This window comes from Segatella copri, assembly GCF_002224675.1.
In the GTDB taxonomy this organism is placed as follows: domain Bacteria; phylum Bacteroidota; class Bacteroidia; order Bacteroidales; family Bacteroidaceae; genus Prevotella; species Prevotella copri_U.
This window is the reverse complement of the sequence record NZ_NMPZ01000002.1, coordinates 46,153-62,054: the sequence shown is the minus strand read 5'-3', so window position 1 is coordinate 62,054 and position 15,902 is coordinate 46,153. Positions and strand designations below refer to the sequence as shown.

Below are 15,902 nucleotides of genomic sequence, written 5' to 3'. Positions count from 1 at the left end.
TGGATGCCCTTGCTGTTATTTTATCACGAATTTCTTTCCGTTTTGGATATAGATACCCTTGGCGAGTCCTTCTGTAGAATCTGCATGTTTGCGAACCAATTTGCCCTCGATGCTGTAGATGTCATTGCTACCAGCCTTATCTGCCTTGATATGGCTAATGCCAGTATTGGTGGCATCTTCGAAATCAATCACGATGGTTACAACGCTCTTGGTTGGGATGGCAATCAGCTTATCCAGACTGAAACTGCTCTTGATGTGCTTCAGGTTTTCTTTCGCAGATGTGCGGTAAACGTTGATATCCTTGGCTGCCTTCTGTCCCTCAATGTTGATGCGTACACTGTTTTGTGATGCCATCATGTTTACATATACCAAAACGATTCGTTTGCCATCTGGAGAAAGATAGGCAGATCCCAGAAGCTTATTGAGATCTTCTTCCTTATTGGTGATATGGTCGATACGCTTGTAACCAGGGCGGATGAAACGGCTGTAGTTGCCGAGTACCCAGAGGTTACTGTTGTCGGTGATGGTACCGCCGTTCTGGATATCACCATAGCTCTCGTTGTTGTTATCGCCATGAGCATTCATTCGCAAGAGATAGAAGCGGTTCTTCTGTCCCCATTTCTCTTGTGCGAAAGAGGTCCAGTAGCTCCATGATGCCATATTGCCGTAGGTGAGATCGCAGTGGATAAGCTTACCCATATAGAGCGAGATGTCCATATAGCTGGCTGCATCGTAACTGGAAGGGAAACCTGCTGAAGTGGATGGCTCCTTATCGAGCATGCTCCATTCGGTTTGATATACATCGAGATTGTATTTCTGAGCCTTGTTCCATACGTTCTGGCGGATGTCCTTCAGGTCGGCATTCGTGCCGAAGGTCCAGTAGCTATGACCAGCGATGGCTCTTTTCAGGTTTTTCAAGTCGCCGATGTAGGTGCTGCTGTTGCTGGTATTGAAGAAAGCCTCTATCTGGTTGTTGGCTCTCTTCTCGGTTCCGTCTTGATAGAGTGCCTTCCATTGGCAGGCTTCCGGCAGGAGTATCTGGGCAGAGAGTCCCTGATCGGTAATGCTTTTGTCCAACTCTCGGGCGAGCTTGGCGATGCAGTCGTTGGTCCATGGTGAACCTTCCTGACCTTCAGTCCAATCGTATTGTGGCTCGTTTACTGGGTCGATGAGGGTTATGTTGTAGCCTTCGTCGGTGAAGTGCTTGGTTGTGGTCGTAAGGAATTTGGCAAAGTCGGCATAGTGATTGTCTGCGAGATTGCTTCCGCTCACACCCTTGTTGGCGCATGCCTTGCCGTTTTTGGTAAACTGTACTGGGGCTGAATTGGAGAAGAGCAGAAAATGATCTACTCCATATTTCTTGGCTTGCTGCATGAAGTATTGTTGACCTGCCGACTTGGTCCAGTCGTAGTTGCCATTGGCATCTAGATAGCAGTAGCCACGTCGGGTGATGTCTTCGATGCCGCTTTGGCTGCCTTGTTCTGCTGAACCGGCCCCCAGGTTTACGCGCCACATTGAGAGACCGATGCCTTCTGGGTTACCATCGGCATCCATTTCCTGGCTGAAGAGCCATTTTGCCGATTTCTCTTTTTCTGCATCACTGAAATATTTGCCCACAAAATCGGCTGTCCAACAGTCGCTTGATCCGAAGTCTGCTATGGTCTGATAGCAGATGTTGGGATTTACGGTGACCGTATATGATGATTGCGCATGTAAGTTGGCTGTCATCATCAAGGCAGCTGTGAGGCTGAAGATGGATGATGTTTTCATTTGCTGAGGCTTTATATATATAATAAGGTGTATGGATATCAATGTTTCTATGAAAAAAAAGAGGCAGGACAAGAAATTTGTCCTGCCCCCTTTGATATTTTAGTTGTAACCTTCGTTCTGCTTGATGGTTCCGTTACTCATGGTAATTTCTGAGTTAGGGATGGCGAAGAGAAGGTCACGAGGTGCCTGGAAGTTGATACCCTCGTTGCTGTTCTCCTGCTGGTTGGTGGTCTCGTATGGGTCGGTAGATTCCTCCATGTTGTACTTCACGAAAGTACCATTAGGACCGAATACGTGTTCCATCATTGTCTTTCCATCATCCATCTTCCAGCGGCGCAGGTCGTCGAGGCGGGTTCCCTCAAGTGCCAGCTCCAGACGGCGCTCGGTGCGGATAGCATCACGAAGGGCTGTGCCTGTGGCGGTAACTTCTGGAAGTTGAACACGCTGGCGTACCTTGTTGAGTGCCCACTGTGCCTCACTGTCGTGGTTGAGAGCATTCTCTGTCTCTGCATACATCAGCAATACCTCTGCATAGCGGAGCAAGCGGATGTTCAATGGATTGTGAGGTGCATCGTATGGACTAGGGCGCCTGTTCACTGGGATGAAGAGCTTCATGTTGCAACGGCCAGACTTATGCTTGCTGGCTGAAATCACGTATGGGTTGTCCTCATTCCATGTTGGATCACCAGGAACATCTGTCTGTCCATCGTGAAGGATGGTATAGCGAAGTCGAATCTCGTCTCCTGCATCCTTGAAAGCCTTTTCCAGGTTGCTGGTAGGAAGACCCCATGACCAACCAGCGTCGTCACGTGAACCAACCAAGACAGAGTAGCGCTCACCCAGAGAATACTGGGTATCTTCACTGGTCTGAATCTCGAAGAGACTCTCCTTGCCATTGTTGTAGTCGATGTTCCAAACCTGGCTAAAGTCATCCATCAGTTCATATTCCGGTGTTCCGCTGGCATGAGAGCCACGGCAGGTGAGTTCCTGCAGGATAGGCTCAGCTTCAGCATACTTACCCTGGTAGAGATATGCCTTTGCCAACATACCTTTGGCAGCACCGCTGGTAGCACGACCGATGTCGTTGGCAGATAACTCTGCCTTCTTTGGAAGATCGGCGAGGGCATCCTTGAAGTCCTGCTCAATCTGAGCGTAGGTTTCTGCTGTGGTAGCTCGAGTGATACCCTGAACCTCAGAAGGCATCTTGAGTGACATTACCAATGGTACACCGCCAAAGTTCTTCACCAGTTCGAAGTAGTAGAAACCGCGGAGGAACTTAGCCTCGGCAATCAGGCGCTTCTGATACTTCTCGTCGTTGAATTTCAGTTGTGCAATCTTTTCGATGGCGATGTTGCACTGGGTGATACCCTTGTAGCGATACTGCCAGAAGTTCTGTACGGCATTACCCAAGTCAATGGTGTTGCCGGTAAACATGGCTGCTACTCTATATTCACCCGGGTCCTGTGTGGTGTTACCCATCCAGCAATCATCGGTGGTAATGTTGCAGAGGTTGTAGAATTTGTAAATCTGCCACCAGTCATCACATGCGATGAAGTTGTAGCAACCGGTAATCTGCTTTTCGCATTCTTCCTCGGTGGTGAAGTAGTTCTCCATATCCTGCTGACCGCGGATAGGCTCCTCAAGGAAGTCGGAGCAAGATGTCAAGCCCATGGTCAGGGCAGAAGCCAAGGTCAAACCTATGATATATCTTTTCATAATCTTGTTTCTTATTTTAATGATTACATATATTATAATAATGTATATTCCCTGCGATTAGAAGCTCATGTTCAAACCGAAGAGGAAGGTACGTGGGTTAGGATAACCTGTGTAGTCGATACCTGCCTCTGTTACACTGCTACCCATTGATGCTGCTTCTGGATCTGCACCAGAGTAGTTGGTGATGGTAAAGAGGTTCTGAGCTGAGAATGACAGACGCAAGTTCAGCTTGTTGTTGAACCACTGCTTAGGCAAGGTGTAACCAATCTGGAGCAACTTGCAGCGGAAGTAAGAACCATCCTCTACGAAGAAGTCGCTTACTCGCTTGTAGTTCATGTTGGAATCGTTGACAGAGAGGCGAGGGAATTCTGCACCTGTGTTGTCGGCTCTCCAGGTCTTGTCGTAAGTACCGGCATATACATTCTGACCGTCGGTTCCTGCATAGCGACCGATGTTCTTGTTGAAGATGTCGTTGCCGAAGGTTCCGTAGAAGTTGGCTACGAGGTCGAAGCCCTTGTATGCCGCATTCAGGTTCAAACCTACCATAAGGTCTGGGAATGGATTACCGATATGAGTCTTATCGTTGCTGTCGATGACGCCATCATTATTCAAATCCACGAAGCGGAGGTCACCAGGCTTGGCACTTGGCTGCAATGACTCGCCATGCTCGTTGGTGTATGACTTCACCTCTGTCTCGTTCTGGAAGATACCTGCTGTCTTGTAACCCCAGAACTGGCTGAGAGATTCGCCCTCGGCATTGCGAACGATGTAGTCGCCACTGAATCCACCTGTCCAGATGTAGTCGCCATTCAGTTTCACAGCCTTGTTCTTTACCTGAGAAAGGTTCAGACCTACGCCGTAGGTGAAGTCCTGGATTTGGTCGTTCCAATTGATGCCAAGTTCCCAACCTGTTGCCTTCATCTTACCTACGTTTTCCCACATCTGTCCGTTCCACATTGGGTAACCGAGGATGAGGAGGTTGTCTTTCTTCATCAGCATATCGTGAGATGTCTTCTCGAAGTAATCCGCTGTAATCTTCAGACGGCTCTGGAGAAGAGCGAGGTCAAGACCCACGTTCCAGTCCTCCACGGTTTCCCACTTCAGGTTAGAGTTTCCGATACCGCTCACGGTAGAACCGATGATGCGGTTTGGAGTTCCACCGAATACATAGGTTGTTGTACCGATAGAGCTGAGATATGCCGAGTTGTCGATGTTCTGGTTACCAACCTTACCCCAACCAGCACGGATCTTGATGTCATCAAACACCTTCTGGTTCTTCATGAACTCCTCGCCGGTAAGGCGATAAGCTCCAGATACAGATGGGAAGGTAGCCCACTTGTTGTCCTTGGAGAACTTGGAAGAACCATCCACACGGATAGATGCTGTGAGGTAGTACTTCTCTGCGTAGTTGTACATCACACGTCCCAGGTAAGATACCAGCGAAGTGAAGCTGTCGGTACCCGTAGCTGCTGGGTTCTTGGTTCCTGAGCTAGGGTAGCGCAGAGACTCATCATTATTTGGGATGTTCTCTGAGTAAGCATTAGCCCAGTAGTCCTGGAAGCGCTCCATAGTGTAACCGCCCATCAAGTTGATGTTGTGTTTCTTGTTGAGGGTTGTCATGTAGTTCACGGTGTTGGTCCAGTTCCAGTCCACCCAGTTCTCCATCTTTCTGGTAGCGTTGTTGTTCTGGTTCTGCTCCAAGTTGTCGATGAAGAAGTTTACGTTGAATGAATCGGTTCTGCGGAAGCGGGCATTCAAGCCGAATGCTGATTTGATGGTAAGTCCCTTGATTGGGGTGAGACTTACGTATGGAGTTGCGAGCAATCCATATTCGCTAGCACCAGAGTCCATACGTGCCATAGAAGCCACTGGGTTCCATTCCTGGTTGTTGTGCGAACGGTCATAGTTGCTGTATGGATTGCTGGTCCATTCGCTTTTTGGTCGCATCACTGGAGTAGTTGGATCCATCGCCATGATGGCACTCATCAGTCCTGGGGTGTCATCCCACTGCTCGTAGCGAGGAGTGAAGTCAACACCAGCCTTGACAATCTTATTGAAATTGTATTCGGTGGAGAAACGTGCAGAGAGTTTCTGCCACTGACCTACCTTGTACTGAGAGTCCTGCTTGTAGTAACCGATGCTTCCAGAGTAAATCATCTTGTCGTTACCGCCAGAGAATGAAAGGTCATAGTTCTGCTGTACGGCTACATCATTGATACATTCTTTCCACCAGTCGGTATAGGTGTCAGCGCTTCCCTTGAAAGGAGAAACGTTGCCATCGTTGGTATAACGAGTATCAAACACTTTCTTGTATTCCTGAGAGTCTGCCATATTCTGCTTCTTCAATGTTTGGAGACCTACGGTGGCTGTTACATTGAATTTGGCATCACCCTTCTTACCTTTCTTGGTGGTGATCAAAATCACACCATTCGAAGCACGGGTACCATAGATAGCTGATGCAGAGGCATCCTTCAATACCTGCATGCTCTCGATGTCGTTCTGGTTGAGGAAGTTGATGTTGGTACCTACAGGCATACCATCTACAACGTAGAGAGGATCAGAACCATTCACGGTAGTGACACCACGGATGATGACACGAGGAGAAGCACCAGGACCACCGGCGCCACTGATCTGTACACCGTTCACCTGACCCTGGAGGGCATTCATTACGTTACCGGTAGAGAGCTTTTCCAGCTTATCACCCTTGATGGCTGAAATGGAACTGGTGAGGTCGCCCTTCTTTACCTGACCGTAACCGATGACTACCACCTCGTTCAGGTCGTTGGCATCGTCCTTCAATACGAAGTTGATCTGTGAACGGTTGCCGATTTTCTCTTCCTGGTTTGCCATACCTACGTATGAGATAACGAGGGTAGCGTTCTTGTCGGCATCGATGGTATAATGACCATCTAGGTCGGTAACAGCACCTTTGCTGCTACCTTTCACCTTGATGTATGCTCCAATAACTGGTTCGTTGTTGCTGTCCACGACAGTACCCGTCACTTTCACGCTCTGAGCGTTCATATTGAGGGCAAAACTGGTTGCCATGGCTGCTATGATATATTTCTTGTTCATATTACAATGTTTCTAATATTCTAGATGACTGTTCTTTCACACGTGTTATACTATTTGATAGGGATGATGCGAGAACGCAAGAGAGCGTAGTCGAACTCGAAGAGATACTTTCCTGTAGCAGGAACCTTTACCTTCTTCATGTTGTCACCGCCGTTGAGCTTGTTGGCCTCGTTCTCATCCGAACCATCGAAGCGCCAGTAAGGCTCTGGCCACCAACCCCACCAGTGAGTCTGGCTGATGGTGAATTCGATTTCATCACCTGCCTTGAGGTTCATTTCGCGATAGAGGCGATATGGGTTGTTCTCGTCCTGATTCAAGATGAATGCACCTGCGTTCTGATTGGTTGTCCATTCGCCGGCTCCCTCTGGCAAGTAACCCTTACCAGCCAGACAAATCTGTGCAGGCTGTGCGCCAGAACCGTCGTTGAAGTCAATCGTGGTAGAACCGTTGAGGGTCATCTTCTTGGTTGTAGGGGTATATTCCTCTACCTTGTATTCACCTGTGATGATGTTGAAGTTGATTTCGTAGTAACCCACCTTTTCCAAGATGATAGGCTTTGCATCGCTAGCCTTGCGGGTGAGCAAACCTGTCTTCTCGTCAACACCGAAGCAGAGAGGAACGAAATCGGTCTTCTGTGGAATGAAACGTATGCCTGTGCCTGGCTTCTGGTTGTAGTAGCGGGCACGATACTGGAATTCGCCTACGTGATCAACTAGCATTGGTACACCATAAACATCGCTTGTCAGTTCTGCTGCTGAGTTGACGTCTGCAAGATACATCTTCTCAAAGTCAACCAAGTCGCTGACGATGATGGTGCTCTTCTGCTCGGTCATGTTGTCCATACTGTCATACACCTTGATGCTCATCTCGTAATCGGCATCTTCTGATGGGAATGTATATTCCTCGCTGTATTCGTACTCGGTACCAGAGAGTGTTACCTCGTCGTGCTTGTTGATGCCAGGAATATCAATGACCAACTTCTTCAACGACTTGTTGTCGGATACGGCAACATTGAGCAGGAATGTTGGGTCTTCCTTCATCACGTTCACCTTATTAGATGGTGCTACTGTGAATACCGGGAAGGTAAAGTCGCCGTCACCTTTGATGGTGATGTTGGCTGTTGATACTTTTCCCACCACGTCTTCAACGGTCACTTCCAATGGGAAGCTGGAGTTGTCGGTCCAGTCGTCTGCAGGAGTATAAGCATAGTCGAGATTATACTCATGGAGCAGGGAATCTTTGTAGATGTCGAGCAGGTTGATGGTCTTGTCGAGGAGCATTCCCTCGTTCTTGAGTCGGATAGACTTGATACCGTCGGCATCGCTAATCTTACCTGTAATGTTGAAGGTACGTCCTGGTTCTGCATGAATCAGGTCTGATGTTAATGAAATCGTTGGATTCTGACCATCCACTGTAGGATAATCATCATCGCTACTGCATGCCTGGAATGTGAATCCACCCAAAGCAATTGCAGCCCATAAAAGGGCATTCTTTAGATTAAATGGTTGATGTGCCATAAGACATTCTTTTTAGTTCTTTATATTTGTTGTTTTGTTTATTATGCGTTAGTTGAGTAACTTTGCGTTAGTTGAACAACTTTCGTGTTGTTTATTCGGTTGCAAATGTACGGTGATTATTGAGAATCGATGGAGAAAAATCATTCAAATGGGGGTATAAATCGTGCAGTGAAGGATTTGTGCCTCTGTTTTTCTCTTTTTTTTGCTTGTTTTTGCCCGATTTTTGGCGTTTTTTTGTTAATTTTGCAGCAAATTGAAAATTAAAAACCATATACCTTCGATGAATATGATAGAAATAAAAAAGACACTTTGGGTGGTCTTCATCTGTTTGATGGGGCATATTGTTGCCTTGGCTCAGAAGTATCAGGTAAGACCATTGGACCTGGAGCAGGGCTTATCGTGCAATTATGTTGTAAGCATAGCGCAAGATAAATATGGCTTTCTTTGGTTTGCTACCGAAGAAGGATTGAATCGGTTTGATGGTAATAGCTTCTTTACCTATTACAAGCAAAGAGACAGAAAGGGCATCTCCAGCAGTGAATTGAACTGTGTGATTGATGATGCCAAGGAACCAGTAGTCTGGATTGGAACCAAGAATGATGGTCTCAATTCCTTCAATTATCAAACAGAAGAATGGCATAGCTACAAGCATGACGGCAAGAATCCTTCCAGCATCGCAACGAATGATATTACGCATATCACACCCTCTGCCAATGGTAAACTCTGGATTACCACCTATTGGAAAGGTGTAGAACTGTTTGATCCCGAAACCGGCAGGTTTGTGCATTTTGATAAAGATAGAGTGCAAGGTTTGCCTGATAATCAATTGTGGTGTGTGCTCGATTTGGGAAATGGCAATCTTTTGGTGGGACATGTCAAGAGTGGATTATCCATCATAGATACCCAACATTTAACTGCCCGGAATTTTAAGCACAACGCCAAAGACATCTACTCTATTTCGGGTAATGAGGTGATTTGTCTGTATCGCGACAAAAAAGGAACGATATGGATCGGTACTAATGTGGGTATAGATATCTACGACCCACTTAGCCAGCGATTTCTGCATGTGGCGGATCAAACCATCAAGAATCATCGTATTTTTGATTTCTGTGAATTGCCGAATGGTAATATGCTTGTAGCAACCGAGCAGATGGGTATAGCTGTATTGGATGTTGTCAACAAATCATTTACTGCAAGTACTCAGATTCCATGTTCTTTCATCAGCGAGGGGTTGGAAGAATTTAATCTTACGGGTAATAGTGTGCGAAGCCTATTGCTAGATAAATATAATAATGTATGGGCAGGATTTTATGGTAGCGGCATCAATTTCCTGACTCAATCTGTTGCGCCATTCAGTACCATCCGGGCTGGTCTTCCTGATCAGCTGGAACGACTTACAGAGAAATCTGTGATGGGATTGGTTTTCGATAAGAATGGGCAACTATGGGTAGGTACTGATGGTAAAGGACTGAATGTCTTCTCGCCAGAAAGAAAACGATTGGCTACCTATGAACGTGAAGGTGGCAGTATCGTGGCAGCTGCAACTCGAGATAGCTATGGTAATTTGTGGTTTGGATCTTTCTATCAGGGTGCTACCGTAAAGATGGGGGGGAAAGGTTTTCGCAAGGTTTTGCCAGATGCGCATGAAGATGTCAGATGTTTCTATGAAGATGACAAGCAGCAGATGTGGATAGGTACCGCTCATGGCATCTATGTGGTTGATATCAAGCGAATGAAGGTGGTAAATAATTATCATCTTGGCAATGATATGGTACGTGCCATCTGTATGGATGCACAGCATAGAGTCTGGGTGGGCTATTTCGGCTTTGGCATTGAGGTGTTTTCGCCTCAAATGAAGCGGATCAAGTCGTTTAATTCAACTAAGGGTGAAAAGGAATATATTCCTTCCAATGCGGTGAATCATCTGATGCGTGATTCCCAAGGTCGTATTTGGGCAGCTACCAACGAGGGAGCCATCTGCTTTGATGTAAAGCATCAGGATAGACACGTGATTTATGACCAGAGACAGGGAATGAGCAATATCCATGTGCGTGCCATTATAGAAGATGAGATGCACAACATCTGGATGAGCACCAATCGTGGTATCAGTTGCTTAAAGGCAGGACAAGCTGGTAGGTTTATCAATTTTAATGAGAAAGATAATGTCGTTAAGTCTAATTTCAACGATGGTAGTGTGGCTCGTTCCGAACAGGGTATTATCTATTTTGGTTCGGCTCAGGGATTATGCTGTTTCCAGCCAAGACAAGTCTTGTCTGTCAGTCGGGCTCCTGAACCGATAATTACTTCGTTGCGGCTGATTCGTGGAATAGAGCAAACTGATAGTGTCATCAATCTTGCCATACGCAACCATATCTCGTTGGCGTATGATGAAAATTCCTTTGCGGTAAATTTTACCGTGCGGAACTTTGCCATGGAGAACCATGTGGAGTATAGCTATATGCTCTCTGGTTTGCAGAATGATTGGATTACTGCTCAGTATGGAACGATTACTTTACGCGATATTCCACCAGGAACCTATCAGTTGCAGGTACGAGCTCGCTTTCATAACCAGCCATGGTCTTCTGAAATAGCCGAGTTTACCATCATCGTTCGGCCTCCGTTCTGGCTTTCATGGTGGGCTAAGTTGTGCTATACCTTATTCGTTTTGGCGATAGTGTATCTGGCTTTGAGAATATATCAGCGTCATCTCCGCTTGAAATTCGAGTTGAAAGCAGAAAAGGTGCACCATGAGAAGGAACAGAAACTCAACGAGGAACGCCTGCGCTTCTTTACCAATATCACTCACGAACTTCGCACGCCACTTACGCTGATTCTCGGTCCGCTCGATGACATCTCGCATTCGTCGGATATTACGAAGGCCGTGAAGCATAAGCTGGCGGTGATACATCAGAGTGCGGTGAGATTGAACGAACTGATTACGCAGATATTGGAATTCAGAAAGACTGAGACCGACAACCGTCAGCTTCGTGTGGTGAAGGCAAACGTGGTGGATGCCGTGCATGAGGTTTCTTTGAAGTACGAGGAATTGGCACAGAAGCCTGACGTAGCCATCAAGTTTGTGGCTCCAGAGAATCCGATCATGATGTATATCGACAAGGAGGTCATCGCCATTATCTTGGATAATCTGGTATCGAATGCCATCAAATATACCGATCAGGGTAATATTGATATCAGTGTGGAGCGTCGTCGCAGCGGGGAACGTCATCTGGTAGATATCACGGTGAGTGATACGGGCCATGGCATCTCTGCAAAGGCATTGCCGCATATTTTCGATCGCTATTATCAGGAGAATGGAACCCATCAGGCTTCCGGCACAGGTATTGGTCTCTCGCTGGTCAAGAAGTTGGTGACCTTGCATCATGGTGAGGTGAAGGTAGAAAGCAATCTGGAGCAGGGTACCAGTTTCATCGTCACTCTGGATGAGAATGAAATTTATCCCGATGCCTTGCGAGGTGATGAGAATGCTTCTGCTAAATTGCAGGGTAATGATGCTGCATCTGGTGTCCTCAATTTGGAGGAAGCTGTGCTCAGTGTAGAGAATGGCAAGCCGTTGCTCCTCGTGGTAGAGGACAATAGGGAGATACTCGACTATGTGGCAGAATCGTTTATTGACGAGTTTGATGTGTTGAAGGCTGGTGATGGTCGGGAAGGATTGGCTTTGGCATTGGATAAGGTGCCTGATGTAATCATTTCAGATGTCATGATGCCAAATATGGATGGCAATGCTATGTGCAGGGCCTTGAAGAAAGATATACGCACGAGTCATATTCCTATCATTCTTCTTACGGCGAAGGATTCTTTCGAAGCCAAGGAGAAGGGCTATGACTCGGGTGCCGATTCGTATATCACCAAACCTTTCACGCATTCGCTCTTGCGTAGCCGAATCCTTAACCTCTTGCAGCAGCGTCGGCGTGACAAGATGCTGATACAGGAATCGAAGGAAACCAATTTGGCACAGAAGAAAGAGCAGTTGAGGGAATCGCTCAATAAGGTAGATCAGGAATTCTTTGACAAGTTGAATAAGCTGATAGAAGAGAATATCAGTGGTGATGTGGATGTTAACTTGATTGCCAGTAACTTGGCGGTAAGTACCAGTACGCTCTATCGCAAGATGAAGGCGCTCACGGGTATATCTACCAACGAATATATCCGCAAGTATAAGATGCAGTATGCCGAGCATTTGCTTCTGGAGGGTAAGTATAGCATCAGTGAGATCTCCTTTATGGTAGGTATGAATAGCGTGGCTTATTTCCGCCGGTGTTTCAAGGCTGAATATGGGGAGATTCCTTCTGAATATCTCAAGAAATTGCAGAAAATGTAATATTGGTATGGCACAAATATCTTGATTTGCGCTGGTTGAATACTCAATAATAGGGATTTTAAGAGAATGGGAAGAAAATCTTTGGTTTTCCTTCTCTATTCTCGTTTTATTATCGTATCTTTGCACTCGAAATCAAATTATAACAGGAATGATCAAGTCAACGACGATAAATATAGGCTATCAGACCAAGAAAGATAATGCTGGTGGGAATGGACTCATCGGTAACATCAACGTACAGACACCTTGCGGACAAGGTGTATAAAAACCCGGGCACAAACGTGTTCGGGCTTTTTTATCCCCCCATATATAATAAGGTGGAAATTGCCTATATATAAAAGGTGGAAATTGACTGGTTTAGAAGAATGACAGTGTGTACAATTATATATATTTATTAACTTATAAAATAAAGGATAAACGAAAATGATGAAAACAGAATGGAGAGGTTTTAAGGGAAACCAGTGGCAGAGTGAAGTGAATCTTCGTGACTTCGTTCAGAACAACTACACTAGCTACGACGGCGATGAGTCGTTCCTGGCAGAACCTACTCAGGCTACCAACACCCTTTGGGGTATGTTGAAGGAACTCCAGAAAGAGGAGCGTGCCAAGGGTGGTGTGCTCGATATGGAGACCGAGGTGGTTTCAGGATTGACAGCTTATGGTGCCGCTTATATCGGCGAGGGTACTAAGGAGTTGGAGAAGGTTGTTGGTTTGCAGACCGACAAGCCTTTGAAGCGTGCCTTCATGCCATATGGTGGTATCAAGATGGCAGAGCAGGCTTGTACTACATACGGCTACCAGCCATCAGAGAAGCTTCATGAGATTTTCCATAAGTATTGCAAAACTCACAACGACGGCGTGTTTGATGCTTATACTCCAGAGATGAAACTCGTGCGCCATAACCACATCCTCACTGGTCTGCCTGATACATACGGTCGTGGCCGTATCGTAGGTGACTACCGTCGTGTGGCTCTCTATGGTATCGACTTCCTCATCAAGGAGAAGCAGAACGACCTCGCTAACATGGGTGACCGTGAGATGATCGACGAGGTGATCCGTCTTCGTGAAGAGGTGTCTATGCAGATCAAGGCGCTCAAGGGCTTGAAGGAGATGGCTCAGTTGTATGGCTACGATATCAGCCAGCCAGCTAAGAACGCTCGTGAGGCTGTACAGTGGTTGTACTTCGGTTACCTCGGAGCTGTGAAGACTCAGAATGGTGCTGCGATGTCTGTAGGTCGTATCTCTACCTTCCTCGATATCTATATCCAGCGCGACTTGAACGAGGGTACTCTTACCGAGGATGAGGCTCAGGAGCTTATCGACCACTTGGTTATGAAGTTCCGTATGGTGAAGTTCGCTCGTATCCCTTCTTACAATGAGCTCTTTACAGGTGACCCTGTATGGGCTACTCTCGAAGTAGGTGGTATGGGTCAGGATGGCCGCTCAATGGTTACTAAGAACGACTTCCGTTTCCTCCACACATTGGAGAACATGGGTCCTTCACCAGAGCCAAACCTCACTGTACTCTATAGCTCTCGCTTGCCAAAGTCATTCAAGCACTACGCTTCTCTGATTTCTGTAAAGACAAGCTCTATCCAGTATGAGAACGACGATGTAATGCGCCCAGTTTGGGGTGACGACTATAGCATCTGCTGCTGTGTATCTGCTACACAGACAGGTAAGGAGATGCAGTTCTTCGGTGCACGTGCCAACTTGGCTAAGTGCTTGACCTACGCTGTTTCTGGCGGTGTTGACTCAAAGACACGCGAGCAGTGCGGTCCTAAGTATCGCGCCGTTGAGGGTGATGTATTGACATACGAGGAGTTCATGCCACGTTTCATGGATATGATGGACTGGTTGGCTGGCGTTTATGTGAAGACATTGAACCTCATCCACTACATGCACGATAAGTACTTCTACGAGGCAGCAGAGTTGGCGCTCATCGACACAGATGTTCGTCGTACTTTCGCTACAGGTATCGCTGGTTTCAGCCACGTGGTTGACTCTATCTCAGCTATCAAGTATGCCAAGGTAAATATCGTCCGTGATGAGACCGGTTTCCCTCTCAGTTTCAAGACCGAGGGTGACTTCCCACGTTACGGTAACGATGATGAGCGTGCTGATGAGATTGCAGTATGGTTGCTCAAGACCTTCATGAACATGATCAAGAAGCATCATACATACCGCAATTCTGAGCCAACTACATCTATCCTGACTATCACATCAAATGTAGTATACGGTAAGTACACCAGCAACATGCCTGATGGTCGTCCAGCCGGTGCTCCTTTGGCTCCTGGTGCTAACCCATCTTACGGTGCAGAGAAGAACGGTCTTTTGGCTTCATTGAACTCAGTAGCTAAGTTGCCATACGAGTATGCTCTCGATGGTATCTCTAATACTCAGACCATCAGTCCTGGTGCTCTCGGCCACAACGATGAGGAGCGTGCCCAGACATTGGTAGGTGTATTGGATGGTTACTTCAACCAGGGTTCTCACCACCTGAACGTGAACGTATTCGGTATCGACAAGCTCAAGGATGCGATGGAGCACCCAGAGAAGGAAGAGTATCAGAACTTCACCATCCGTGTAAGTGGTTACGCTGTTAAGTTCATCGACTTGACACGCGAGCAGCAGCTCGACGTAATCGCTCGTCAGGCTCACGAGAGACTCTAATCAATTAGAAGAATAAATATTGCCCGCTAGATTTTCTTTCCGAGGATATTTAGCGGGCATTTTTAGCTTAATTGTTATGCATAAAGGATTTGTACACAGCATAGAGAGCTTTGGTTCAGTAGATGGACCAGGCATCCGATTTTTGATTTTTCTGCAGGGGTGTCCCATGCGCTGCCAGTTCTGCCACAACCCGGATTCTTGGAAGACGGGAGTGGGAGAGGAATGGACAGCTGATGACCTTCTGGACAAGGCAGAGCGATTCAAAAGTTATTGGGGAGACAAGGGTGGCATCACCGTGAGCGGTGGAGAAGCCCTGATGCAGATAGACTTTCTCATCGAACTGTTTGAGAAAGCCCATCAGCGTGGCATCAATACCTGTCTTGATACATCAGCCCAGCCTTTCAGAAGAGATGGAAAGATTTTTGAGAAATTTGAGCGTCTGATGGCCGTTACCGATACGGTTCTTCTGGATATCAAGCATATCAATGATGAAGAGCATCGTAAGTTGACGCTTCATAGCAATAAGAACATACTCGATTGTGCCCGCTATCTCAGCGAGATCCACAAGCCTGTATGGATTCGCCACGTCCTTATTCCAGGTATTACCGACAAGGATGAATACCTGGAAGAGTTGAGAGACTTCCTCTCTACGCTCAGCAATATCCAGCGCATAGATGTATTGCCTTATCATACGATGGGCATCTACAAATATGAGAAGCTGGGAATCCCTTATCCGCTAGATGGCATAGAACCTCCTGGCAGAGATCGTGTGGCTCATGCCGAATCTATATTGCAGAAGGCATTATAGACTT

At 46.7% G+C, this 15,902-nt stretch carries 8 protein-coding genes; 3 read left to right on the top strand and 5 right to left on the bottom strand.

The window, feature by feature from the left end; all coding sequences use genetic code 11:
* Positions 1–15: 15 nt before the first annotated feature.
* The 5 genes from CFT61_RS02260 to CFT61_RS16775 form a co-directional block, all read right to left on the bottom strand.
* The gene (locus CFT61_RS02260; RefSeq protein WP_089542864.1) at positions 16–1,770 is read right to left on the bottom strand and encodes a glycoside hydrolase; all 1,755 of its coding nucleotides are present in this window, start codon (positions 1,768–1,770) and stop codon (positions 16–18) included.
* Between the two features lie 99 nt (positions 1,771–1,869).
* Positions 1,870–3,486, bottom strand: coding sequence for a RagB/SusD family nutrient uptake outer membrane protein (locus CFT61_RS02255; RefSeq protein ID WP_089542863.1), 1,617 nt, complete (start codon positions 3,484–3,486; stop codon positions 1,870–1,872).
* Between the two features lie 57 nt (positions 3,487–3,543).
* A complete protein-coding gene (locus CFT61_RS02250; protein ID WP_089542862.1) occupies positions 3,544–6,561 on the bottom strand; it encodes a SusC/RagA family TonB-linked outer membrane protein in 3,018 nt (1,005 codons plus the stop codon).
* Positions 6,562–6,611: 50 nt separating this feature from the next.
* On the bottom strand, positions 6,612–8,078 hold the full coding sequence (locus tag CFT61_RS02245; RefSeq protein ID WP_234699086.1) for a hypothetical protein: 1,467 nt from the start codon (positions 8,076–8,078) through the stop codon (positions 6,612–6,614).
* A 91-nt stretch (positions 8,079–8,169) separates the two neighbouring features.
* On the bottom strand, positions 8,170–8,349 hold the full coding sequence (locus CFT61_RS16775) for a hypothetical protein (protein ID WP_089542860.1): 180 nt from the start codon (positions 8,347–8,349) through the stop codon (positions 8,170–8,172).
* Between the two features lie 15 nt (positions 8,350–8,364).
* Between CFT61_RS16775 and CFT61_RS02235 the strand changes: the two genes are divergently transcribed.
* From CFT61_RS02235 to pflA, 3 genes are all read left to right on the top strand, one after another.
* Positions 8,365–12,420 (top strand): hybrid sensor histidine kinase/response regulator transcription factor, encoded by a 4,056-nt coding sequence (locus tag CFT61_RS02235; protein ID WP_254918821.1) that lies wholly within the window; start codon positions 8,365–8,367, stop codon positions 12,418–12,420.
* A gap of 423 nt (positions 12,421–12,843) precedes the next feature.
* Positions 12,844–15,090, top strand: coding sequence for a formate C-acetyltransferase (gene pflB / locus CFT61_RS02230; protein WP_089542971.1), 2,247 nt, complete (start codon positions 12,844–12,846; stop codon positions 15,088–15,090).
* 76 nt (positions 15,091–15,166) lie between these two features.
* Positions 15,167–15,898, top strand: coding sequence for a pyruvate formate-lyase-activating protein (gene pflA, locus CFT61_RS02225; protein ID WP_089542859.1), 732 nt, complete (start codon positions 15,167–15,169; stop codon positions 15,896–15,898).
* Positions 15,899–15,902: the final 4 nt, after the last annotated feature.